Raw genomic sequence first — 22,978 nt, forward strand, 5'->3', positions numbered from 1 at the left:
TCCGCGTCAGCGGAAGATCCGGTAACTCTGCCAGCCCTGGCCGATGCCGGAGGCAGTTCCCCACCGGTTGCCCGGCATCGGGTAGTAGATGAGGCCACCGGTTCCCGTGCGTGCCCGCAGTCCGTAGGTTCCCGGGCCCTGGAAGCCTGAGACGGCCGTGAGACTGTCCATGTTCTGCCAGCCCTGGCCGATTGCCCTCGCTGGTTCGTTCATGAAGCGGCCTACTCCGTTGGAACGGTAAAGCATCAGCTGACCGCTGCTCCTCGTCGCCAGAATGTCCTGGTTTCCGTCGCGGTCCCAGTCAGCCATGGCCAAGCGCATGTCGCCCCAGCCCTGCCCGATCCGCGTGATGGCGGACGTGGAGAAGCCGCCCCCGGACGCATTGGGATAGTGCCACACGGCTCCCGCGGGGTCCTTCGCTACAACCGACGGATACCGGCTGCCGCGGATCCAGGTGCCCACAACGACGTCGTACGAGCCCCAGCCGTTGCCGATCTGGACCGGCGCCTGGAAGCCTCCGCCGCGCAGTCCGCGGTAGAGCGTGAGCCTGCCGTCGGTCCACTGGGCGAGGATGTCCTGGTAGCCGTCGGCGTTCCAATCGGTGTTGAAACCCGCCTTCAGTCCTGCCCAGCCTGCTCCGAGCCGACCCCGCGGACGGAACCCGTTCAGGTAGCTGGCCGGGTAGTTCCACAGCGTGCCCGTGGAATCTGCGGCGACAAGGTCGGCGGAATACTTGATCGATGGGTTGGAGCCGTTGTAGTAGTGCTCCATGGTGGGGATGCCGCGGGTCCTCATCTCGGTTGCCACGGACCGACCGACATACCGCAGATGCCACGGCTCGAAGGTGTAGCCCGTGGTGGGCTGGTACCCGTCGGGGTAGCGGATGATGAACCCGTAACGGTGAGCGTTCGCTGCGACCCAGCGGCCGCCGGCCGTCGTGGCGAAGCAGGCGTTGAGACCGCAGGAGCCACTGGCATTGCCGACGTCGACGGCGAGCCCGGTCTGGTGTTCACTGTGGCCGGGACGTGCGGAGATGGTGTCGGCAACCGCCTGGCCGTACTGGGCCACGTACGAGTTGTACAGGGCGGCCTGCTGGTCGTAGGAACGGTAGGCGCTGACGACGGCAAGCGGAACCCCGGCGCTGCGGGCACCGGCGAAAAGATTCTGCAGGTTCGCGGACACCTCGCGCCGGAGCACGTAGCCCGTTCCGGGATAGGTCACGAGGTCCGGCGGGACGTACCTGAGCGGATTCAGGGGCCGGGACTTGGTCACCAGCACCTGGACATTGTTGGGATCGTTGACCGGGAGGGCGGCTGTTGCAGGCGGTGCGGTCAGCAGCCCCAGGAGCAGGGTGAGACAAACAACGACGACGGCGGCGAACCGCGCCCTCAGGCGCGGACGTCCGGCGGTAGCGAGCTCGGACATGAGTTTCCTGAGATAGGGGAGACCAAAGCGGGTTGGTGCGTTTCATCTTCCCACGCACCAACCCATTTCGGAATGGCCCTTAAATCACGGTTAGAGAACCTTCGAGAGGAAGCCCTGGGTGCGCTCGTGCTGGGGGTTGCCGAGGACGTCCTCGGGCTTGCCCTGCTCAACGACCACTCCGCCGTCCATGAAGACCACACGGTCGCCGACTTCCCGCGCGAAGCCCATCTCGTGGGTGACCACCATCATGGTCATGCCGTCGCGGGCGAGCTGCTTCATGACGTCCAGGACGTCGCCTACCAGTTCCGGGTCAAGCGCGCTGGTGGGCTCGTCGAAAAGCATCATGTCCGGGTCCATCGACAGGGCACGTGCAATGGCCACACGCTGCTGCTGGCCGCCCGAAAGCTGCGACGGGAAGGCGTCCGCCTTTTCGGCGAGCCCGACCTTGGCGAGGTTCCGGCGCGCGATCTCCTCCGCTTCCGCCCTGCCTCGCTTCTTCGCGCGGATCTGCGCAAGAGTGAGGTTGCGGAGCACGTTCAGGTGCGGGAAGAGGTTGAACTGCTGGAAGACCATGCCGATGCGCGTGCGCACCTTGTCCAGATCGGTGTCTTCGTCGGTGATGTCCATGCCCTCAACCATGATGGTTCCCGACGTAGGCTCCTCCAGCCGGTTCACGCAGCGCAGCAGCGTGGACTTCCCCGACCCTGACGGGCCGATGACGCACACCACCTCACCCTGGTCAACGTGGAAGTCGATGCCCTTGAGCACCTCGTTGTCCCCGAAGGACTTGTGCAGCTGGCGTACCTCGATGGCGGGTACGTCGGTCCTGATCCGTTCGGTCATGACCTACCGGCCTCTCTTGTTGTGGCGTTCGAGCTTGGCGACAAGCTGTGTGAGCGGAAGGGTGATGACCAGGTACAACAGTGCGGCAAGCACCAGCGGCGTCGAGTTCGCCTGCGAAGAGACTGTGTCACGTGCGAACGTTGTCAGTTCCCTGTCGCCGAGCGCCATACCGGCAATGAAGAGGAGCGAGGTGTCCTTGATCAGGATGACCAGCTCATTGGTCAGCGGGGGAGTGATGATCCGGAACGCCTGTGGCAGCACAACGGACACCAGCGTCCAGGACGGACGCATGCCGAGCGAGCGCGCGGCTTCAACCTGCCCCTTCGGTACGGCCTCGATGCCTGCCCGGATAGTTTCAGCGATGTAGGCCGACGAAACCACGATCAACGCGATCAGGCCGGCTCCGGTCGAGCCCCCCGGCGGACGCCATGAAAAGGCGATCGGAACTGCGAAGGCAAAGCCGAAAATCACGAGCAGCGCGGGGAGGCCTCGAAAAAGCTCGATGTAGGCGGTGGCCACCCAGCGGTAGGGACCTACGGGAGAGAGCTTCATCAGCGCCAGGATCAGGCCGCCGATCATACCGCCGATGAACGCTATCACCGTGTAGATGACAGTATTCTTGGCCGCCTCGGTAACGATCGTGGGAAAAGCCTCAGCCGCCACATCTAGGTTGAAGAAGTTGGTGCGGATCGCTTCCCAATCCGCCAGCACAACGACGACGACAACGGCGACGATGAAGATGGCGTAGAGGACACCGCGGAACAGGCGCTTGCGGGTAGTTGGTCTCACGTGTTTTACCTATCTTTCAGGAGGTGGACACGGCTGCGGCAGTCCCAGAACCTGGAACTGCCGCAAGTCCGTGGAAGCTTACTGCTCCTCGAAGTAGGTGTTGTAGATTTCGTCGTACTTGCCGCTGTCCCGCAGCTCAGCAAGCTGGGCGTTCACAGCCTCGACGAGAGCTTCGCTGCCCTCCTTGGGGAACGCGAAACCGTACTGTTCATCGGTCTCGAACTCCGCGGCGATGGTGTACTCCCCATCCTGCGTGTGGTTCAGGTTGACGGGAAGATCCTGGAGGATCGCTGCCACGTTGCCGGCCTGAAGTGCTGCATACAGTTCAGCGTCGCTCGGGAAAGCAACCACTTCGGTATCTCCGGGAACGTTGTCGCGGGCGTAAGCTTCGCCGGTGGTTCCCTGCTGGACGCCCACGGATTCGCCCGCGAGGTCCTCAAGCGTAGCGATGTCCGAGTCGGCCGGTACCAGCAGCGACTGCAGTGAGTCGTAGTACGGATCGGCGAAGGTCAGGTTCGCTTCGCGCTCCGGGGTGATCGTCATGGCGCTGGCGCCGACGTCGCACTGACCGGCAGCGAGCACTGCACCGGACTGCAGACCGTCGAACCCGACGTCCTGAACGGACAGTTCGAGGTCGAGGCCGGTGGCGATCTCGCGCATCAGGTCCATATCGAACCCGACATACTCACCGTTTTCCTCGTACTCGAACGGCTCGTAGGGGATGTCGGAGCACACCGTGAGCGTGCCGGGGGACACGAGGTTCAGCTCGGAGCCACCTGCTGCTTCGCCGCCCTCCTCGGATTCGGATCCGCCGCCGCAGGCGGTCAGTGCAAGGGTGCCGACTGCCACAACGGCAAGCGACCTGTAAATCTTCGAAAACATGCAGTACCTCAGCTCAGGGGACGGAGTAAGTAAAGAAACGTCATCGACGATTCTAGCCTTTATCGAGATGTGCATCACAGGCTACAGGTATTGCCTATTAGTAACCAACAGTTGAGGCCTAATCGGATTAGGAACGGGCAGGAGTCCGGAGGCCCAAGGCCTCGATCATGGGGCGGAATTTACTCCACGTCTCAGCCAATTCCGCCACCGGTTGCGAGCCTTCGACGATGCCGCACCCGGCGTACATCCGGATACGCGTGGGTGTCTCAATGACAGCGCCGCGCAGGGCTATACCCCATTCGCCGTTGCCCTCCGAATCCATCCAGCCCACCGGCCCGGCGTAGGGGCCGCGCTCAAGGTGTTCCAACTCGCGGATCAGCTCACCCGCCACCGTGGTGGGCGTCCCGCAGACGGCGGCGGTTGGGTGCAGCGCTTCAACCAGCGCCAACGACGACGGCACATTGCCCTCGCTGTCAACAGCGAGTTCCGCGCTCACATCGGAGGCGAGGTGCCACACGTTCGGGAGTTCGAGGACAAAGGGTTCACTGTGTGAGGTCATGGTCCGGGTGAACGGCTCCAGCTGCCGGGTCAGGGAGTCGATGGCGATTTCATGCTCGTGCTGCTGCTTCTCAGAGCCGGCCAGTACCCGTTCCGCGTAGCCGGTCTCACCTGCGGGCTCCGTCGACCGGTCAAGAGTGCCCGCCAGGACGCGGGCGCGCGCTGTCCGTTCTTCAACCTTGATGAGCATCTCCGGCGTCGAGCCGATGAGCCCGTCCACCGAGTACGTCCAGCAGTCGGAGTACCGGACAGCGAGTTCACGGAGGACCTGCGCCGTGGAGACCGGTGATCCGAGTTCCGCGACAACGTCGCGGGCCAGGACAAGCTTGTTCAACTCACCCTCGCGGATGTGCGCAACGCCCCGACTGACGGCGTTCATCCACTGCTGTTCCGTCAGGATTCCCGGAGCGAGCCGGTCCTCCGGGCAGGGTTTGCGTTCTGGTTCGACTTCATCGAGATAGTCAGCCAGCAGTGCTTCTGCGGCGGAGGCACTCAACTCGGCTCCGTCGTCGTCCGTGATGTAGGTCAGCCAGCCTTTACCTTCGCGGCTGCCGACGATAATCCGCGGCACGATCAGCCGGGACAGATGGCGGGAGGTCTTCGAGAAGGCGAATGAGCCGAACGCCATCAACCCGGAGCCGGGCTGAGCGAGAGGGTCGACGACGTCGGCCGCCGCAACAACCTCACGCCACCACGCCTGCCCCTCGGCGAAACGGCCGGGTCCATGCGTAGTAAAGCGCGCGACCTCACCGAAGCCCACGATGCCGCCGCCGCGACGAATCCAGGTGTGCACGTCATTGCGCACCACGTAGTCCAGCAGGCCGGTGTCGAGCTGGAGGTCGCCCCGCTCAAAAGTGATGCTGCGAAGGGCCGGCACCTGGTTCAGCGGTGTCGCCACTGCAACAGGGGACGGATTGTTCATGATGCCCTAGCCTACTCCCGCGCCGCAGTACCCCCGATCCCTCGTGATTGGGGGAGCTGTTCAATGTTTGAGACAATGACGGGGTGAATCGAGCATCGCTGGATAAGCGTCCCGACGAAGTTGCTGCCATGTTTGACGACGTGGCGCCCAAGTACGACGTCGTCAATGACGTGCTGTCGCTGGGCCAAACCCACCGCTGGCGGCGGGTGGTCGTCGATGCGGTGGACGCCAAGCCGGGTGACCGGGTGCTTGATCTGGCGGCCGGCACCGGAACCTCGAGCGAGCCGTTCGCCGACGCCGGTGTCCACGTGGTTGCGTGTGATTTCTCACTCGGCATGCTGCGGGTAGGCAAGCGCCGGCGCCCGGACATCGACTTCATCGCCGGTGACGCCACGAACCTGCCGTTCGCCGACAACTCCTTCGACGCCTGCACCATCTCCTTCGGGCTGCGCAACGTGGACCGTCCCGCCAGGGCGCTGGAGGAAATGCTTCGCGTCACCAAGCCCGGCGGCCGCCTGGTGATTGCCGAGTTCTCCCAACCCACCATCCCGCTCTGGCGCACCATGTACACCGAGTACCTGATGCGGGCCCTCCCGGCAATCGCCACCAAAGTCAGCTCCAACCCGGCAGCGTACGTCTACCTGGCCGAGTCCATCCGCGCCTGGCCCAACCAGGACGAGCTTGCCGCCTGGATCACCGGCAGCGGCTGGGACTCGGTGGCCTACCGCAACCTCAACGGTGGAATCGTCGCGGTGCACCGTGCCACCAAGCCGGAAGCCAGCATCACGACGACTGCGGCAGCCTCCCAAACGCGCCAGCGCCGCCGCAGCAGCAGGGCCGCGAACTAAGTGTCAGTTCTCATCATCGGGGCGGGGCCGGCCGGATCGACCGCTGCCTACTACCTCGCTTCCGCGGGCATCGAAACGACGGTTGTCGAGAAGACCTTCTTCCCCCGGGAGAAAGTGTGCGGGGACGGCTTCACGCCCCGTGCGGTACGGGAAATCCAGCTCCTGGGACTCCCGCACGGCGAGGAACTCGGATGGCGGCGGAACGTCGGCCTCCGGTTGCTGGCCGGCGGGAGAACCGTTGAGCTTCCCTGGCCGGAGCTGTCAGACTTCCCGTCCTACGGTTTGATCCGCACCCGCCTCGGCTTCGATGAGCAGCTCGCGTCGCATGCCCGGTCCGCAGGTGCGCAGATTCTCGAGGGCCACTCCGTGACCGAAGCTGTACGGGACGCCAGCGGGCGGGTGACCGGCGTCGTCGTGAACGTTCTCGGTCTTGACGGCCGGCGGACGGGCGAGCAGAAGACGCTGAGCGCCGACGTCGTGCTGGCCGCCGACGGCAATTCGACCCGCACGGCGGTGAGCCTTGGCATGGCCAAGCGGGACGACCGCCCACTCGGGGTTGCGGTGCGGACCTACTTCACCAGTCCCCGGCATGACGACCCCTGGATGGAGGGCTGGCTGGAACTGCCGGATGCCTCCGGGAAGCCGCTGCCCGGCTACGGCTGGGTGTTCGGTGTGGGTGATGGGACATCGAACGTGGGGTTGGGAATCCTCAACTCCTCAGCTTCGTTCGGGAAGCTCGATTACAAGCAGGTACTGCGCGACTGGACTGCCGGGATGCCTGCCGAGTGGGGGTTCGGCGAGGACAACCAGGTCGGTGAGATCCGCGGCGCCGCCCTGCCGATGGGGTTCAACCGCACTCCGCACTACTCGCCGGGCATGTTGTTGCTCGGTGACGCCGGCGGGATGGTGTCGCCGTTCAACGGTGAGGGAATTTCCTATGCCATGGAGTCCGCCCGGTATGCGGCAGAGTTCATCGAAAGGTCGCTCGCCGTGGAACCCGGAACTGCGCGGGACACTGTGCTGTCCGGTTACGCGCCGTATATCCGGGACCAGTGGGGGAGCCACTTCACGCTGGGACGAATCTTCGCTCAGCTCATCGGCAAGCCCGCCATCCTCCGCCTCGCCTTGCGCACAGGCATGCCCATCCCGGTATTGATGCGGTTCGTGGTGCGGATGCTGGCCAACCTGACCGATTCAAAGGGCAGGGGATTTGAGGATCGGCTCATTCATGTCCTCGAACGCCTCGTGCCCGCCACAAGCAACCAGTAATTCCGTCCCGAGCTGGCCCCCTCGCTCGCTGCGCTCGCAGCGGGCCCCTCGCCCGATAGCGCCTATCGGGCTCCCACTACTCGCTGCGCTCGCAGCGGGCCCCTCGCCCGATAGGCTTAGACGCATGACGGACTCCCCCCAAACCAGCTGGACCAGCGCTGGCCATCCGCGCCCGCTCATCGACGAGCTGGAGCCGAGTACCGGCGTGATCGCCACTGGGCTGCGCCTGCCCGCAGGTTTCGCCCTGATTGCTGAGGATCCGGAGCTCGGCCCGGCAGTATCGACCTGCCTTGCGAAGGTCGAGAAACAGCTGCGGGAAGCCATCTCCAGCTCCGACCCCCTGGCCGACGCCACCTCCCGGCATCTCGTTGAAGCTGGCGGCAAGCGAATCCGTCCGCTGCTGACAATCCTCGCTTCCCACCTCGGGGATGCAACCAAGGCAGAAGTGGTGGTTGCCGCCGTCGTCGTCGAACTGACGCATCTTGCAACCCTGTACCACGACGACGTCATGGACTCCGCGCCATTTCGCCGTGGAGCCCCGACCGCGCATGAGGTATGGGGCAACTCGGTAGCCATCCTGACCGGCGACCTGATCTTCGCGCGGGCGTCCATCCTCGTCTCTGAGCTGGGCTCGCGTGCGCTCGGGATCCAGGCGCGAACCTTCGAGCGGCTCTGCCTCGGCCAGCTGCACGAGACCGTCGGCCCGCAGGACGGCGAGGACCCCGTGGAGCATTACCTCTCGGTCATCGCCGACAAGACCGGCTCCCTGGTTGCAGCGTCAGGCCAACTGGGTGCAATTTTTGCGGATGCGCCGGCGTCGGCCGTTGACGTCATGATTTCTTACGGCGAGAAGGTCGGCGTGGCCTTCCAGCTTGCTGACGACGTCATCGATGTCACTGGGCTGAAGGCGAAGTCCGGAAAATCCCCGGGCACCGACCTGCGCGAGGGCGTACCCACGCTGCCGGTACTCCTGCTGCGCCAGGCTGCTGCTGCCGGCGATGAGTCAGCGCAGCGTGTACTCGAATTGGTGGACGGCGACCTGACCTCGGACGAGGCTCTGGCCGAAGCTGTGTCCGCCCTCCGGGAGCATTCCGCGACGCAGCAGGCCTGGGCTGTAGCGCAGCAGTGGGCGGAAGACGCCGTAACTGCCCTCGACCCGCTGCCCGAGAGCACCGTGAAGACGGCGCTGGCGAGCTTCGCGCAGGCGGTTGTCAGCCGGGACGTCTAGCTGTGCTGGGAGGTTTGCCTGTGTGCACAATCCTGCACATTCTGGGCTGCCCAAAGGAGTGCCGGCGTGCCCGCCCGCGTCACTGCTGGGGTGACGGTGGAGAGGTCGACGAGGAAGTGCAGGATTATGCGCGTGTGTTAGCCGTTGCGGCGGCGCCCTCGTCGTAACGCCAAACGGATCTCGTCCAACATGGCTTCCTGCTCGAACATGACGTCCTCATAGCCGTAGCGGAGAATGAGGAACCCGTTCAGAAGCGTCGAGTTGTTTCGGCGGTGGTCCCGGCGGAGCGCCTTGCGATCGGAGTGGAAGGCTGCACCGTCGATCTCGACGACGAGAGAATCGTTGAGGAGGAAGTCGACTCGTCCTACGCCCTCGATGCGCACCTGCGTCTCCACGTGGAACCCAGCGGCGACAAATAGTAGCCTCGCGACGACCTCGATGGGCGATTCAGCGCACCCGGTCACCTGTTGCAGCGCGGTGCGGGCCTTGCCATTTCGATCTCCCTCGAGGTGCTCGAATAGAAAGGAAAGCGCGATACCGCCACGTCTCACGGCACTTTCGACTATGACCACTGCTTCAGGCAGGGGACGGCACCTGAGGGCGTGCAGGAGCACGTCACCCAACCCCACCAGCGGTAGGTAAGGGTGAGCGGGCACAGTGAGAGATCGGTGATTCACGTGGACGCCGCTGGCCCCGTCAGGGCAGCACATGTGGAGGGGACTAGATGAATTCAAACACCACAAACCGAAGTGGCTCGCGGCAGAAACGCAGGTTAGGCGACCGTTGTGGGTTACTGCCGAGACGAAGTCAGCAGCGGCTCCTGGGACGGCGAGTATTCCTCGTCGCACTTTGATGACTGAGCCCGAGCTGACAGCGGCATCGATTGCACGGCGGCTGATGCCCCGCTGTCGGAGCGTTCGCACCGGCGCTGCGCCGCCCACACGATGCAACGCTTGAGAGGGATCCATGCTGCAAGTCTCAAACGGCTGGCGGAGCCTCCAGCGGCTTGAGGTGGCTATGTGGGTAAAGTCGGCTGCGGGGGAATCGTGTGGAGCGGCAGTGTTCTGGAATCCGGTCGGGCAAAATCCTGCATCTTCTTGACCGGCGGCGAACCCTGACCCGCGTGTTCCAGCCGAATCCTCCAACACAGAGCCACATATCCAGCCAGAAAGTGCAGGATTGTGCGCGGCACGCGGCCACGGGCACACGAGGACGGAGGACTAGAGGCCGAGCGCTGCCCGGAGCTCGGCGGCCTTGCGTGCGCGGATGGCCGGGGCCACGATCGGGCGCTTCGGCGTGAAGTAGAAGCCGTCGTCGTGCCAGCGGGGGAGCACATGCTGGTGGTAGTGCCAGACGTGCTGGCTGCCGGCCGGCTCGTTGTGCTGGCGGGTGGAGACGCCGTCGGGATTCCATGCACGCTTGATGGCGATGGCCATGTCGCGGGTGACCGTCATGATGCGGCCGGCGACGTCGTCGGGCAGTTCATACAGCAGCTCATAATGGGCGCGCGGTGTCACCAGCACATGCCCAGGGTTCGGATCGAAGCCGTGGGAGGCGATGAACGCCAGGACCAGTTCATCCGAGTAGATCAGGTCGCCCGGCTCGCAGAGGTTGGTCGCGAACCTGAACTCGCCCGATGCCAGGTCGCAGAACGGGCACTCGTAGCCCTCCGGCGCGTGGGTATTCCAGGTCATTCGGCCTCTTCGTCGAACACCCAGTCGAACATGTCGAGCATGAACTCGCTGAACGTTCCTTCCTCGTTCTTCCACGAGCCGCGGGCGTTGTTGCGCCGCCATACGATCGGATCCGGGACGTTCAGCTGATCCGCCTTGACTCCCCAGACGAATTTCTCGTCGACGTCTTCCATGAACAGCAGGAACCCGTCCTCGATTTCCAGCTCGTCCGGATCCCACACGTAGTGGAACGCTTCCATGAGGTCCTCGGAGGCGCCGACCGCGAGGTAGAACTCGCGCAGTGCCAGCGGCAGGGGGAAGTCCTGGCCCTCGCGCAGTTCGGCCAGTTCGTCCTCGGACAGGCCGTCTTCCGGCACCCACGCTTCCTCGAAGTAGGCGGGTACAAGGGCGCGGAATTTATCCAGGAACAGCTCGGTCACAGTGGCTCCAGGTGGTGTCGGGGGGATAATTCATCCTATCCCGCGTGCGGGGGTTCGAAATGACGTGATTGAGCCGCTAGCGGTACCTTCCAGCCCGACCGCCAGGCGAGCAACCGGAGGGTAAATACCAGGACGGCGACCGCTATTCCGGTCACGACGTTGAACAGTCCGAGCATCTCCAGTGACACTGCCAGGGTGGCCCCGAGGAACGCGGGGAGCGCGTACAGGTCACCGGAGAAAAGCTGCGGCACCTCGTTCGCGACGACGTCGCGAAGCAGTCCGCCGCCGACGGCGGTTGTCACCCCAAGCAGCACTGCCGCCACGGGATTCAATCCTTGGTCGATTGCCTTGAGGGCCCCGACGATGCAGAACAGCGCCAAACCGCCGGCGTCGAACAGCACCAGAAGCGTGCTCACCTTCTCGAGGTGGGAGAAAAGGAAGAAAACCAGCACGGCCGCCAGAAGCGGCGGCACGAGATACAGCGGGTTGTAGAACGCCACAGGCTCGACGTCGATGATCAGGTCGCGCGCCACGCCGCCGCCCAGCGAGGCAAGGCAAGCCAGCAGGAGCGACCCGATGAGATCGAAGCCCTTGCGAGCTGCCAGCAAAGATCCAGAGACAGCAAAGAAGAAAACGCCGACAAGGTCAAGGATCAGCGGCGCGTTCATGAGGTCTTTGCGTTACGGGACACAACTGTCAATAGTCGCAGGCGGGTGCTTCAATGGCCAACATGCAGACGTCTAACCGACCCGTCCTGATCGCATGTTCACACGGCACCAACAGCGCTGAGGGGCAGGCCGCTGTGAACCGGTTGCGTGATGAGATGCGTGCGTTGCGGCCCGAGCTGGACATCCGCGAAGCGTACGTTGACGTTCAGGAGCCTGACCTCCCGGAGGTCGTCGCCGCACTCCCGGACGGGCCTGCTGTCATAGTGCCCTTGCTCCTCTCGGTGGGTTATCACGTCAAGGTCGACATCGCTGAGGCAGTGCAGAGTCGGCCGGACACCTTCGCCGCCGCGCCGCTCGGACCTGACCCGAAGCTGGCGCAGCTGCTGCAGCAGCGGCTGGAGGAATCAGGAGTGGGGTCGGCAGATGCCGTCGTACTTGCAGCTGCAGGGTCATCGGACGCGTGTGCTGCCGTCGACGTGGGGGAGCTCGCGGAGCAGCTCAAGGAGCTGCGCCCCGGGCGCATCGTCGTCGGATACGGCGCCAGTGCGCGCCCGTCGGTTCCCGAAGCGGTAGCCGAGGCGCAGGACGGCGCCCGAAGTCCGGCCATCGCGTCCTACCTGCTGGCGCCCGGCTACTTCCACGACCAGCTCGCCATGGCAGGTGGGACAGTGGTGAGTGCACCCCTGCTCCCGTCCACGGCGGTGGCCGAAATTGCGCTTGCTCGATACGACGACGCCGTCAGTCGCCTTGAGACGCCGGACCCCACCCGTGACTGTGGCCGTCCCTGCAGGGCGCATGTGTCGGCGTGCGCCCGTCCATAGAGCCGGTCACCTTCGGGTGCGGGCACTGTCAATACTTTGACGCGATTGTGACGTGCCGTGTCGCCACGTGAACGGGTGTTGCCGAACCTTTGAAGGGCGTCTGAAGCGGGTCCTACTGTCGTTACATGACGAGTTCAGTCGCGACCGAAGCAAGCCCGGCAGGCGCACGTAAGCCCCGTGCAACAAGGCCCGCAGCCAAGCCGCACGGCCAGTGGAAAGTCGACGGCACCACGCCCCTCAATGCCAACGAAACCTGGAAGCAGGAGGACAACGGGCTTAACGTTCGGGAGCGGATCGAGAACATCTACGCGAAGAACGGCTTCGACTCGATCGACAGCACCGACCTTCACGGGCGTTTCCGCTGGTGGGGCCTGTACACCCAGCGTCGGCAGGGTATCGACGGCGGCAAGACCGCCACGCTTGAACCCCACGAGCTCGAGGACAAGTACTTCATGCTCCGTGTGCGTATCGACGGCGGTGCTCTCACCACCGAACAGCTGCGCGTTATCGGCGGCATCTCCACGGAGTTCGCTCGGGATTCCGCGGACATCACGGACCGGCAGAACATTCAGTTGCACTGGGTTCGGGTCGAGGATGTCCCGGAGATCTGGAACCGGCTCGAGTCCGTCGGTTTGTCCACCACCGAGGCCTGCGGTGATGTTCCCCGCGTCATCCTCGGTTCCCCCGTGGCCGGCATCGCGAAGGACGAGATCCTCGACCCGACACCGCTGATTCACGAGCTGAGCGAACGGTTCATCGGAGATCCGGAACTGGCGAACCTTCCGCGCAAGTACAAGACCGCGATCACCGGCCACCCGAGCCAGGATGTGGTGCATGAAATCAACGATTTCGCTTTGGTCGGCGTGGTTCACCCCGAGCTTGGCGCCGGGTACGACCTTTGGGTGGGTGGCGGCCTCTCCACCAACGCACGCCTGGCCGAGCGTCTCGGCGTGTTCGTCACTCCTGACGTTGCCGCTGAAGTCTGGCTCGGCGTGACCAGCATCTTCCGTGACTACGGTTACCGCCGCATGCGCACCAAGGCCCGCCTGAAGTTCCTCCTGAATGACTGGGGAACCGAGAAGTTCCGCCAGGTCCTTCAGGATGAGTACCTTGGCTTCGAGCTTCCTGACGGTCCGGCTGCACCGAAGCCCGAAACCCCGGGCGACCACGTGGGTGTCCATGAGCAGAAGGACGGCAAGTTCTTCATCGGTGTTTCGCCCACTGTAGGCCGGGTTTCCGGGACCATCCTTACCTCGCTCGCGAACACTCTGGAAGCACACGGCTCCACCCGCCTACGTACCACACCGCACCAGAAGCTCGTGGTCCTCGATGTCGAGAAGGACCGTGTTGAACCGCTCATCGCTGAACTGGATGCGCTGGGTCTTTCGGCACGTCCGTCACTGTTTCGCCGCTCGACCATCGCCTGCACGGGCATCGAGTTCTGCAAGCTCGCGATCGTCGAAACCAAGGTCACCGCCGCCACCGCTATCGCTGAACTGGAGCGCCGGCTCGCCGACCTCGTCGACAACGGGATCCTGACCCAGCCCATAGCCCTGCACATCAACGGCTGCCCCAACTCCTGCGCCCGCATCCAGACGGCGGACATCGGGCTGAAGGGCATGATGCTTCCAACGCCCGACGGCGACCCCACGCCGGGCTTCCAGGTTCACCTTGGGGGCGGCCTGGCAGCCGTCGATCGCGGTGAAGCCGGCCTTGGCCGGACCATCCGCGGCCTCAAGGTCACGGTCGAGAACCTGCCCGACTACGTGGAGCGCGTCGTGCGCCGCTACGCCGAAGACCGCCACGAAAACGAAACGTTCGCCCAGTGGGCACACCGTGCCGAGGAAGGAGTGCTGCAGTGAGCCTGTCACCCTTACACGCCGCCGGCAGCGTCCCCACGTCTGCTGACACCGCACCCCTTACCGACGTCGCAAAGCCTGCCCGCCGCTCCGAGGAGGAGTTGAAGGCGCTTGCCGCCAAAGGCGCCGAAGAGCTCGGCTGGGACTCCTCCGCCGAGCAGGTCATCGCCTGGGTCGCCCGCAACTTCGACCTGTCGCAGGCTGCGGTAGCGTGCTCCATGGCCGACGCCGTCCTGCCTCACCTGGTCTCGCAGCAGTTCCCGGGAATCGACGTGCTGTTCCTCGAGACCGGCTACCACTTCACCGAAACGCACATCACGCGTGACGAAGTGGCGGGGCAGTTGGACGTCACGATCGTGGACGTAATGCCCGAGCTCACTGTCGCCGAGCAGGACGCCACCTACGGGAAGGACCTGTTTGGCCGGGACCCCGCCCAGTGCTGTGCGCTCCGCAAAATGGACCCTCTGAAGAAGGCGCTCGCGGGCTACGAAGTCTGGTTCACCGGAGTACGCCGCGAAGAAGCGCCTACCCGGACCAACACGCCCCTGGTCACCTGGGACCGTGTCCACAATCTCGTCAAGATCAACCCCCTGGCGGCGTGGAGCTTCGATGAACTCCTCGATTACGCGGGTGAGCACCAGGTCCCCGTGAACATGCTGCTGTCCAACGGCTACCCCTCGATCGGCTGCAAGCCCTGTACGCGTCCGGTAGCCCCAGGAGAAGACCCGAGAGCCGGCCGCTGGGCCGGTCTAGCGAAGACAGAGTGCGGAATCCACCAATGAGCCATCCCACCCAAACCATTGAGGACACGAGCGTGACGACTGGTAGCCGCGAAGCTGCGACTCCGGAAGCGGCGCATCGCGGCGCCGAGGAACGAGGCGACGTGTCTAAGCCGCGTGGAGTCGTAGCGAAGCGGCTCTCCTCCCTTGACGCCCTCGAGTCCGAAGCCATTCACATCATTCGTGAGGTCGTCGCCGAGTTCGAGCGGCCCGCGCTGCTGTTCTCCGGCGGCAAGGACTCCGTGGTCATGCTGCACCTTGCTACCAAGGCGTTCTGGCCCGGCAAGGTTCCGTTCCCGGTGCTGCATGTGGACACCGGTCACAACTTCCCCGAGGTTCTCGAGTTCCGCGATCGCACCGTGGAGCGGCTGGGAGTCAGGCTCGTTGTGGGGTCGGTCCAGGAGTACATCGACCGTGGCGAGCTGAGCGAGCGCGCCGACGGTACGCGTAACCCGCTGCAGACTGTGCCGCTGCTGGACACCATCAACGCCAACCGGTTCGACGCCGTCTTCGGTGGCGGACGGCGCGATGAGGACAAGGCCCGTGCCAAGGAGCGCATCCTCAGCCTGCGTGATGAGTTCGGCCAGTGGGATCCGCGCAACCAGCGGCCGGAGCTGTGGAACCTGTACAACGGCCGCCACACCGTCGGTCAGCACGTGCGTGCCTTCCCGATCAGCAACTGGACCGAGCTGGACGTCTGGCGCTACATCGAGCGGGAGAATATCGAGCTACCGGGCCTGTACTACGCCCACGAGCGCGAGGTTTTCCGCCGCGACGGCATGTGGCGCGCGGTCGGTGACGTCTCACAGCCCACCGAGAAGGAAATTGTCGAAACGCGAACGGTCCGCTACCGGACGGTCGGTGACATGTCCTGTACAGGAGCAGTGGAATCCGACGCAGCGACCGTCGCGGCAGTAGTCCGGGAAGTCGCCCTCAGTACACTCACCGAACGCGGCGCCACCCGTGCGGACGACCGGATCTCGGAAGCCGCCATGGAAGACCGCAAGAAGGACGGCTACTTCTGATGTCTACCCCCACCGCTGTTGAGACAGCAGCAAACATCGACCACCTCTCTTCCGCTTCACTGTTTCGATTCTGCACGGCCGGATCAGTGGATGACGGCAAGTCCACCCTCGTGGGCCGCCTCCTGCATGACAGCAAGTCGGTCCTCGCAGACCAGCTCGACGCCGTTGCCCGCACCTCCGCGGAGCGCGGTTTCGGTGGCGAGCGCGGAGACGGCGTCCAGCGGCTTGATCTCGCACTCCTCACCGACGGCCTGCGGGCCGAACGCGAGCAGGGCATCACCATCGACGTGGCCTACCGCTATTTCGCCACCGCCAACCGCACCTTCATCCTGGCGGACACCCCGGGGCACGTGCAGTACACCAAGAACACGGTGACAGGTGCCTCCACGGCGGACGCCGTCGTCGTACTCATTGACGCCCGCAAGGGTGTGCTGGAGCAGACCCGCCGGCACCTGGCCGTGGCGCGCCTGCTGCGCGTGGCCCACATCATCGTTGCGGTGAACAAGATCGACCTCGTGGACTACAGCGAGGACGTGTTCCGCGACGTCGAAGCGCAGCTGAAGCAGGCTGCACGTGAACTGAAGGTCGACGAGCCCGCAATCATCCCTGTATCCGCCCTCGAGGGCGACAACGTGGTGGACCGGTCCGGGAAGACACTGTGGTACGGCGGGCCCTCGTTGCTGGAGACCCTCGAGCAGTTGCCGGCGCTCGCTGACCTTGAAACTGACATCGAAGCTTTCCGCTTCCCGGTGCAGACCGTCATCCGCCCGCAGGGCGCCGTGGCGCCGGGACTGGACGCCGACACGTATCGCGACTACCGCGGGTACGCGGGCCAGGTCGCGGCAGGCTCCATCCGCGTGGGCGACGCCGTCACTGTGCAGCCGTCCGGACGCGAGACCACCGTGACAGGCATCGATTTCGCCGGGCAGGAACTGGAGGAAGCCTTCGCACCGCAGTCCGTGGTGCTGCGCCTGGCCGACGACATCGACATCGCCCGTGGCGACCTGCTTGCCGAGGCCGGCTCGGGCACTTCGGTCGCGCAACTCCCGCAACCCACCCAGGACTTGTACGCCGCACTCTGTTGGCTCTCACCGAAGCCGCTCAAAGAGGGCTCGCGGCTCCTCATCAAGCACGGCAGCAAGACGGTCCAGGGCTTGGTTCGCCAGGTCATCAACAAGCTGGATCTGTCCTCGTTCGCCGATCAACCGGCGTCGGGCCTCGAGCTCAACGACATCGGGACCGTCCACATCAGGCTCGCATCTGCGTTGCCGGTGGACAACTACGTGAACTTCCGCCGTACCGGAGCTTTCCTGGTCATCGACCCCTCCGACGGCAATACCCTGGCCGCAGGTCTGGTGGAATCCGACCACCTTGAACTGTCCGCCCGCGAGGACGAACGCTATGTCATCTAACCCGAATACTCCCGTCAACGAGAACGCAGCCCGCCCAGCCAAGCGGGGTTTCCTGCTCAAGAGTCGTGTCGCAGAGGTCGCGATTGCCGGTGTCGCAGTCGTCGGAGTGGCCACGGGCGCCGCAATCGCTGCGTTCGCCAACTCCCAGTCCTCCCCGGAGCAAGCGACGACTGCTGCCCCTGTCTCCGATGCCACGGAACTTCGCCTCGGGTACTTCGGCAACCTCACGCACGCACCCGCGCTGGTGGGACTGGAGAACGGCTACTTCGAAGAAGAGCTCGGCGATACCGCCCTGAGCACCCAGGTGTTCAACGCCGGCCCATCAGCCATTGAAGCCCTGAACGCCGGGGCGATCGACGCAACGTTCATCGGTCCCAATCCAGCGATCAACTCCTTCGTGCAGAGCAAGGGACAGTCGCTGAGCATCGTTGCCGGCGCCACATCAGGTGGGGCTCAGCTTGTCGTGACGCCGGACATCAAGTCCCCGGAGGATCTGGCGGGGAAGTCGCTCGCGACGCCGCAGCTGGGCAACACACAGGATGTTGCGCTGCGGGTCTGGCTTGATGAACAGGGCTACGAGACCACGATCGACGGCGGCGGCGACGTGGCCATCGTCCCCACCGAGAATGCCACGACCCTCCAGCTGTTCCAGAACGGTGATATCGACGGAGCCTGGCTGCCTGAGCCCTGGGCCTCGCGGCTCGTGGTCGACGCAGGGGCCGAGGTTCTCGTCAACGAGGCCGAACTCTGGCCCGACGGCAAGTTCGCCACGACGGTCCTGGCCGTGAACAAGCAGTTCCTCGCGGAGCACCCCGAGCAAGTCAAGGCGCTGCTGAGGGCAGAGCAGCGCGCCATCACCTGGCTCACTGAGAATCCCGAGGAAACGCCGGATCTCATCAACGCCGGTCTTGCGGCCGCCGATGCCAAGCCGCTCGCGGCGCCCGTCCTGGAACGCGCGCTGGAGAATGTGACTTTCTCCCAGGAGCCGCTCGCCGGCGCGCTTGCCCAGTTGCTTGATGACGGAGTGCACGCCGGAACCACCGAGGACACCGACATCACCGGCATTCTGGACCTCAGCCTGCTCAACGGGCTCCAGAAGGAAGCCGGCGAACCAGCGTACGACGACGCTGGGCTGGGCTCCGGAACTACCTCGCCATGACTGCGGCGCAGATAGAGATCACCGGGCTATCCAAGCGGTTCGCCGCAGACGCGCCCCTGGTGCTCGACGACGTGAACCTGCGGGTCCGGAAGGGTGAGTTCGTCGCCCTGCTCGGGGCTTCGGGCTGCGGCAAGTCCACCCTGCTGAACCTGATCGCTGGACTGGAAGAGCCGACGTCGGGCACTATCGCGTCGCCCAAGGCGGCGTTCATGTTCCAGGACGCGTCCCTCTTCCCGTGGCTGTCCGCCCTGGCCAATGTGGAGCTTGCTCTTGAACTGCGCGGTGAACCGAAGGCAGAGCGGAAAGCCGAAGCGTTGCGTCTGCTTGATCTCGTCCATCTGTCAGACGCCGCCTCGAAGCGGCCGCACGAGCTGTCGGGGGGCATGCGCCAACGGGTTGCCCTGGCGCGGTCCCTCGCGCAGAACCGGGACATTCTCCTCATGGACGAGCCGTTCGCGGCGCTCGACGCGATCACGCGCGACCTGCTGCACGACGAGCTGCAGCGGGTCTGGAGGGAGACCGGCCGGACCATCGTGTTCATCACGCACAACGTCCGTGAGGCTGTCCGGCTGGGCCAGCGCGTGCTGCTGATGTCATCCCGCCCCGGCCGGGTCGTTGCCGAGTGGGCCGTGGAAGGGCAGGACCACGCAGTGCTGACCGAGGAGATCACCACGGAGTTGCGCAAGGAGATCCGGCGTCATGCAGCCTGAATCAACACTCACCAAGGCAGAACCGGCTTCGGGACCGCCGGCACAGCTTTCGCCGGAGGACGACCGTGCGCTCGAAAAGGGGCTCGACAATCTCCAGCAGGAGGTGAGCGCCCAATCGTCCTGGAAGGTCAGCATCAGCAAGGCGCTGCTGCCCGTCGCTGCGTTGGGTGTAGCGATCTATGTCTGGCAGATGTACGTGTGGATTGTCCGGCCGCGGCCCGACCAGCTGCCGGGTCCGGCTGATGTCTTCGGAACCCTCGGCACCCTGTGGCAGAACGGCGATGCGGTCGAGACGGTCCTGACAAGTCTCCAGCGCGGCGTCGTCGGGTTCATCATCGCCGTCGTCATCGCCACGCCGCTTGGCCTTCTCCTCGCTCAGAGCAGGATCCTGCGCGGAGCGTTCGGGCCACTGATCTCCGGTCTGCAGGTGCTGCCCTCCGTGGCATGGGTTCCAGCCGCCGTCATCTGGTTCGGCCTGAGCGACGCCACCGTGTACTTCGTGGTGCTGATGGGTGCCATCCCGTCAATCACCAACGGACTCATCGCCGGTGTCGACCATGTTCCGGACCAGCACCGCCGCGTCGGCCACGTCCTGGGTGCCAGCCGGTGGCAACTCGCTACCCGAATAATCCTTCCAGCCGCGCTGCCAAGCTATGTCGCCGGACTGAAGCAGGGCTGGGCATTCTCCTGGCGCTCCCTGATGGCGGCGGAAATTATCGCGACAGGCGGAACCCTCGGATTCGGTCTCGGAGCACTCCTGGATCAGGGACGACAGTTTTCCTCGATGGCAACGGTCATCGCTGCCATCCTGCTCATCCTATTCATTGGAATCGTGGTGGAACTGTTGATCTTCGGCCCCCTCGAGCGCCGCTTGCTGCGCCGCCGAGGCTTGCTCGTCGGAGGCTCCCAGTGACGTATCCCCTCGGACTGCAACTGCGCGGCCGCCGCGTGCTCGTTGTCGGTGGCGGCCCCGTCGCCGCCCGCAGAGTGCAGGGACTGCTCGACGACGGCGCCTTGGTCACGGTAGTGGCGCCGTTCGCCTGCGAGGACATCGCTGAAGCCGCTGCAGACGGCCGCGTGGACTGGCAGCAGCGCGAGTACCGCACCGCTGACCTCGACGGCGTGTGGCTGGTCCTTGCCCACTCCGGATCCGCTGAGGTGCAGGACCGCATCGCTGCTGAAGCCGACGCCGCTCGCGTCTGGTGCGTCAAGGGCGGTGACCACCGGGCATCCAGCGCCTGGGTGCCCGCCGTTGCACGCATCGATGATGTCACCGTGGCCGTTAACACCCACGGTGATCCCAAGCGTGCAGCAGCCCTGCGTGACGGCGTCGCCGCCGCCCTCGAGTCCGGCGAGCTGCCGCTGCGGCGGTTCCGCCGCAAAGACGGAATGGGTTCGGTTGCGCTGGTTGGCGGCGGACCGGCCGACGCCGGACTCATGACCACGCGCGGTCGCCGCCTCCTGGCCCAGGCTGACGTCGTCGTGGCTGACAGGCTCGGCCCGCGCTCCCTACTGGCGGGCCTCGCCGCCGAGGTGCAGGTCATCGAGGTGGGTAAGCTTCCCGGACACCACCCGGTGCCGCAGGATGAGATCAACCGGATCCTGGTGGAGCAGGCGCTGCTCGGCAACCGGGTGGTCCGGCTCAAGGGCGGAGACCCCTACGTCCTCGGACGCGGCGGCGAAGAGGAAGCCTACTGCCGGGACCACGGGGTGCCCGTCGAGGTAATTCCCGGGGTTACGTCGGCTATCTCAGTACCCGCCGCCGCAGGCATCCCCGTGACACACAGGGGAGTGGCGAAGGGATTCAGCGTCATCACCGGGCATGAGGACATCCGCCAGCAGACCGGCCTCATCCCGGCCGGCAGCGATCACACCCTGATCCTCCTGATGGGGGTGTCACTCCTGCAGTCCTCCGCAGCCTCGCTCATCGACGGCGGGCGGGCGGCGTCAACACCCGTGGCCATCATCGAGGACGGCTGGATGGACACCCAGCGCGTCACCACCGGCACCCTCGGAGCGATCGCCGACCTCGCCGGGGAGCGCGGAGTGAAGTCTCCCGCCGTGATCGTGGTGGGCGACGTCGTCGCGCTCTCACCTCACTGGCAAGCCCCACCCTCCCGCTGATTCAGCGCTTTCGAACTGCTAGAACCACCACCACAGCAAAGGAACACAGCCGTGTCGCAACCACCACTCTTTTCCCACGGCGCCCCCCAGCGCCCGCTGCGCGTCGCCGTCGTCGGCTCCGGTCCGGCCGGAGTCTACGCTGCCGACATCCTGACCAAGTCCGCACCGGTCGCTTCCGGTGAACTTACCGTCAGCATTGACCTCTATGACCGCTACCCGGCGCCGTACGGCCTCATCCGTTACGGTGTTGCGCCCGACCACCCGCGCATCAAGGGCATCGTCAACGCGCTGCACAAGGTCCTGGACCGCGGCGACATTCGCTTCTTTGGCAACGTTGAGTACGGCACGGACCTCACCATGGAGGACCTCCGCACCCATTACGACGCCGTCATCTTCGCCACCGGCGCGATCAAGGACGCCGACCTCAACATCCCCGGCATCGAGCTTGAGGGCTCCTTCGGCGGGGCGGACTTTGTCTCCTGGTACGACGGGCACCCCGACGTACCGCGTGAATGGCCGCTCGAGGCCAAGGAGATCGCCGTTATCGGGAACGGTAATGTGGCGCTCGACGTGGCGCGCGTCCTCTCCAAGCACGCCGAGGACCTCCTCGTCACCGAGATCCCGGACAACGTCTATCAGGGACTGAAGAATTCTCCGGTGACGGATGTCCACGTGTTCGGGCGCCGCGGCCCGGCACAGGTGAAGTTCACACCGCTGGAATTGCGCGAGCTCTCACACTCCCGGGACGTCGACATTGTGCTCTACCCCGAGGACTTCGAATTCGACGAAGAGTCCGACCGGCAAATCCAGACCAACAACCAGACCAAGACCATGGTCGGAACACTCACCAACTGGATCGCGGAGCAGCCGGAGGACCCCTCCGAGTTCACTGCCTCCCGCCGTCTCCACCTGCACTTCCTCCACAACCCCGTGGAGGTTCTCGGCGAGGACGGCAAGGTTGCCGGCATCAAGTTCGAGCGCACCGCACTCGACGGCACGGGCAACGCCGTGGGCACGGGGGAGTACATCGACTACCCGGTACAGGCCGTCTACCGCGCGGTGGGCTACTTCGGGTCCGCCCTGCCGGAGGTGGAGTTCGACCACCGCCGCGGCGTCATCCCGAACGACGGCGGGCGCATCCTGGATGCCTCCGGCGCCCATGTGTCGGGGCTGTACGCGACGGGCTGGATCAAGCGTGGACCGGTGGGACTTATCGGCCACACCAAGGGCGACGCCCTCGAAACCATCACGTACCTGCTCGAAGACCTCGAGAACCTCCCGGCGGCAGGAACGCCCGACGACGCCGCCGTCGTCGAACTTCTGGCCTCCCGCGGGGTGCAGTTCACCACCTGGGAAGGCTGGCTTGCGCTGGATGCCCACGAGCGGGCGCTCGGCGACGCCGCGACGGAAATCGACGGGGTGGTCCGCGAACGCATCAAGGTCGTGCCGCGCGGGGACATGGTCTCCGTCTCTCGAGCCGTGCTGGTCGACACGCCGGCCGACGCCTAGTCGTCAGCCGTAGTCAGCCGGCAAGAATCGGTGCT

At 65.1% G+C, this 22,978-nt stretch carries 22 protein-coding genes; 13 read left to right on the forward strand and 9 right to left on the reverse strand.

Annotated features, from left to right (window positions below; all coding sequences use genetic code 11):
• Positions 1-6 precede the first annotated feature (6 nt).
• The 5 genes from AC5RU3_RS01340 to AC5RU3_RS01360 form a co-directional block, all read right to left on the reverse strand.
• Positions 7-1,425 (reverse strand): D-alanyl-D-alanine carboxypeptidase family protein, encoded by a 1,419-nt coding sequence (locus AC5RU3_RS01340; protein WP_309071589.1) that lies wholly within the window; start codon positions 1,423-1,425, stop codon positions 7-9.
• A 90-nt stretch (positions 1,426-1,515) separates the two neighbouring features.
• Positions 1,516-2,268 carry an amino acid ABC transporter ATP-binding protein gene (locus tag AC5RU3_RS01345; protein WP_309071590.1) on the reverse strand — a complete coding sequence of 251 codons (753 nt, stop codon included), beginning with the start codon at positions 2,266-2,268 and terminating at the stop codon, positions 1,516-1,518.
• 3 nt (positions 2,269-2,271) lie between these two features.
• A complete protein-coding gene (locus tag AC5RU3_RS01350; protein WP_309071591.1) occupies positions 2,272-3,057 on the reverse strand; it encodes an amino acid ABC transporter permease in 786 nt (261 codons plus the stop codon).
• A gap of 78 nt (positions 3,058-3,135) precedes the next feature.
• The gene (locus tag AC5RU3_RS01355) at positions 3,136-3,939 is read right to left on the reverse strand and encodes a transporter substrate-binding domain-containing protein (protein ID WP_309071592.1); all 804 of its coding nucleotides are present in this window, start codon (positions 3,937-3,939) and stop codon (positions 3,136-3,138) included.
• 127 nt (positions 3,940-4,066) lie between these two features.
• Complete coding sequence (locus tag AC5RU3_RS01360; RefSeq protein ID WP_309071593.1) at positions 4,067-5,419, reverse strand: isochorismate synthase; 1,353 nt, start codon at positions 5,417-5,419, stop codon at positions 4,067-4,069.
• A gap of 83 nt (positions 5,420-5,502) precedes the next feature.
• Here AC5RU3_RS01360 and AC5RU3_RS01365 point away from each other — a divergent pair, with 83 nt between their 5' ends.
• The 3 genes from AC5RU3_RS01365 to AC5RU3_RS01375 all read left to right on the forward strand — a co-directional run bounded on the left by AC5RU3_RS01365 (position 5,503) and on the right by AC5RU3_RS01375 (position 8,764).
• Positions 5,503-6,267, forward strand: coding sequence for a demethylmenaquinone methyltransferase (locus tag AC5RU3_RS01365; protein ID WP_309071594.1), 765 nt, complete (start codon positions 5,503-5,505; stop codon positions 6,265-6,267).
• Positions 6,268-7,536 carry a geranylgeranyl reductase family protein gene (locus tag AC5RU3_RS01370; RefSeq protein ID WP_493964693.1) on the forward strand — a complete coding sequence of 423 codons (1,269 nt, stop codon included), beginning with the start codon at positions 6,268-6,270 and terminating at the stop codon, positions 7,534-7,536.
• 124 nt (positions 7,537-7,660) lie between these two features.
• A complete protein-coding gene (locus AC5RU3_RS01375; protein ID WP_309071596.1) occupies positions 7,661-8,764 on the forward strand; it encodes a polyprenyl synthetase family protein in 1,104 nt (367 codons plus the stop codon).
• 137 nt (positions 8,765-8,901) lie between these two features.
• On the opposite strand, the gene AC5RU3_RS01380 is transcribed toward AC5RU3_RS01375, so the two are convergent.
• The 4 genes from AC5RU3_RS01380 to AC5RU3_RS01395 form a co-directional block, all read right to left on the reverse strand.
• Positions 8,902-9,315 carry an endonuclease domain-containing protein gene (locus AC5RU3_RS01380; protein WP_493964694.1) on the reverse strand — a complete coding sequence of 138 codons (414 nt, stop codon included), beginning with the start codon at positions 9,313-9,315 and terminating at the stop codon, positions 8,902-8,904.
• 669 nt (positions 9,316-9,984) lie between these two features.
• The gene (locus AC5RU3_RS01385; protein WP_493964695.1) at positions 9,985-10,458 is read right to left on the reverse strand and encodes an HIT family protein; all 474 of its coding nucleotides are present in this window, start codon (positions 10,456-10,458) and stop codon (positions 9,985-9,987) included.
• Positions 10,455-10,877 carry a hypothetical protein gene (locus AC5RU3_RS01390; protein ID WP_309071599.1) on the reverse strand — a complete coding sequence of 141 codons (423 nt, stop codon included), beginning with the start codon at positions 10,875-10,877 and terminating at the stop codon, positions 10,455-10,457. The genes AC5RU3_RS01385 and AC5RU3_RS01390 overlap by 4 nt, the downstream gene beginning before the upstream one ends.
• Before the next feature lie 35 nt (positions 10,878-10,912).
• Positions 10,913-11,545, reverse strand: a complete 633-nt coding sequence (locus AC5RU3_RS01395; protein WP_309071600.1) for a trimeric intracellular cation channel family protein — start codon at positions 11,543-11,545, stop codon at positions 10,913-10,915.
• A gap of 62 nt (positions 11,546-11,607) precedes the next feature.
• On the opposite strand from AC5RU3_RS01395, the gene AC5RU3_RS01400 reads away from it, so the two are divergent.
• The 10 genes from AC5RU3_RS01400 to AC5RU3_RS01445 all read left to right on the forward strand — a co-directional run bounded on the left by AC5RU3_RS01400 (position 11,608) and on the right by AC5RU3_RS01445 (position 22,943).
• Positions 11,608-12,366 (forward strand): sirohydrochlorin chelatase, encoded by a 759-nt coding sequence (locus tag AC5RU3_RS01400; protein WP_493964696.1) that lies wholly within the window; start codon positions 11,608-11,610, stop codon positions 12,364-12,366.
• Between the two features lie 125 nt (positions 12,367-12,491).
• Positions 12,492-14,228, forward strand: coding sequence for a nitrite/sulfite reductase (locus AC5RU3_RS01405; RefSeq protein WP_493964697.1), 1,737 nt, complete (start codon positions 12,492-12,494; stop codon positions 14,226-14,228).
• Positions 14,229-14,326: 98 nt separating this feature from the next.
• Positions 14,327-15,007 carry a phosphoadenylyl-sulfate reductase gene (locus AC5RU3_RS01410; RefSeq protein WP_493965139.1) on the forward strand — a complete coding sequence of 227 codons (681 nt, stop codon included), beginning with the start codon at positions 14,327-14,329 and terminating at the stop codon, positions 15,005-15,007.
• The gene (cysD, locus tag AC5RU3_RS01415; RefSeq protein ID WP_493964698.1) at positions 15,004-16,029 is read left to right on the forward strand and encodes a sulfate adenylyltransferase subunit CysD; all 1,026 of its coding nucleotides are present in this window, start codon (positions 15,004-15,006) and stop codon (positions 16,027-16,029) included. Before AC5RU3_RS01410 ends, cysD begins: the two co-directional genes overlap by 4 nt.
• Positions 16,029-17,441 (forward strand): sulfate adenylyltransferase subunit 1, encoded by a 1,413-nt coding sequence (locus tag AC5RU3_RS01420; RefSeq protein ID WP_493964699.1) that lies wholly within the window; start codon positions 16,029-16,031, stop codon positions 17,439-17,441. Before cysD ends, AC5RU3_RS01420 begins: the two co-directional genes overlap by 1 nt.
• Positions 17,431-18,600, forward strand: a complete 1,170-nt coding sequence (locus tag AC5RU3_RS01425) for an ABC transporter substrate-binding protein (protein ID WP_493964700.1) — start codon at positions 17,431-17,433, stop codon at positions 18,598-18,600. Before AC5RU3_RS01420 ends, AC5RU3_RS01425 begins: the two co-directional genes overlap by 11 nt.
• On the forward strand, positions 18,597-19,310 hold the full coding sequence (locus AC5RU3_RS01430; protein ID WP_458115507.1) for an ABC transporter ATP-binding protein: 714 nt from the start codon (positions 18,597-18,599) through the stop codon (positions 19,308-19,310). Before AC5RU3_RS01425 ends, AC5RU3_RS01430 begins: the two co-directional genes overlap by 4 nt.
• A complete protein-coding gene (locus AC5RU3_RS01435) occupies positions 19,300-20,223 on the forward strand; it encodes an ABC transporter permease (RefSeq protein WP_493964701.1) in 924 nt (307 codons plus the stop codon). Before AC5RU3_RS01430 ends, AC5RU3_RS01435 begins: the two co-directional genes overlap by 11 nt.
• A complete protein-coding gene (gene cobA / locus AC5RU3_RS01440; protein WP_458115505.1) occupies positions 20,220-21,434 on the forward strand; it encodes a uroporphyrinogen-III C-methyltransferase in 1,215 nt (404 codons plus the stop codon). Before AC5RU3_RS01435 ends, cobA begins: the two co-directional genes overlap by 4 nt.
• Before the next feature lie 51 nt (positions 21,435-21,485).
• Positions 21,486-22,943 (forward strand): FAD-dependent oxidoreductase, encoded by a 1,458-nt coding sequence (locus AC5RU3_RS01445; RefSeq protein WP_493964702.1) that lies wholly within the window; start codon positions 21,486-21,488, stop codon positions 22,941-22,943.
• The last annotated feature ends 35 nt before the right edge of the window (positions 22,944-22,978 follow it).

Source organism: Arthrobacter sp. MDB1-55 (assembly GCF_059092925.1).

Coding starts and splice junctions, on each gene's coding strand:
- AC5RU3_RS01430 (WP_458115507.1), top strand. CDS start 18,597: ATGACTGCGGCGCAGATAGAGATCACCGGGCTATCCAAGCGGTTCGCC.
- AC5RU3_RS01395 (WP_309071600.1), bottom strand. CDS start 11,545: ATGAACGCGCCGCTGATCCTTGACCTTGTCGGCGTTTTCTTCTTTGCT.
- AC5RU3_RS01435 (WP_493964701.1), top strand. CDS start 19,300: ATGCAGCCTGAATCAACACTCACCAAGGCAGAACCGGCTTCGGGACCG.
- AC5RU3_RS01385 (WP_493964695.1), bottom strand. CDS start 10,458: ATGACCTGGAATACCCACGCGCCGGAGGGCTACGAGTGCCCGTTCTGC.
- AC5RU3_RS01355 (WP_309071592.1), bottom strand. CDS start 3,939: ATGTTTTCGAAGATTTACAGGTCGCTTGCCGTTGTGGCAGTCGGCACC.
- AC5RU3_RS01425 (WP_493964700.1), top strand. CDS start 17,431: ATGTCATCTAACCCGAATACTCCCGTCAACGAGAACGCAGCCCGCCCA.
- AC5RU3_RS01405 (WP_493964697.1), top strand. CDS start 12,492: ATGACGAGTTCAGTCGCGACCGAAGCAAGCCCGGCAGGCGCACGTAAG.
- AC5RU3_RS01400 (WP_493964696.1), top strand. CDS start 11,608: ATGCAGACGTCTAACCGACCCGTCCTGATCGCATGTTCACACGGCACC.
- cysD (WP_493964698.1), top strand. CDS start 15,004: ATGAGCCATCCCACCCAAACCATTGAGGACACGAGCGTGACGACTGGT.
- AC5RU3_RS01360 (WP_309071593.1), bottom strand. CDS start 5,419: ATGAACAATCCGTCCCCTGTTGCAGTGGCGACACCGCTGAACCAGGTG.
- AC5RU3_RS01340 (WP_309071589.1), bottom strand. CDS start 1,425: ATGTCCGAGCTCGCTACCGCCGGACGTCCGCGCCTGAGGGCGCGGTTC.
- AC5RU3_RS01345 (WP_309071590.1), bottom strand. CDS start 2,268: ATGACCGAACGGATCAGGACCGACGTACCCGCCATCGAGGTACGCCAG.
- AC5RU3_RS01420 (WP_493964699.1), top strand. CDS start 16,029: ATGTCTACCCCCACCGCTGTTGAGACAGCAGCAAACATCGACCACCTC.
- AC5RU3_RS01375 (WP_309071596.1), top strand. CDS start 7,661: ATGACGGACTCCCCCCAAACCAGCTGGACCAGCGCTGGCCATCCGCGC.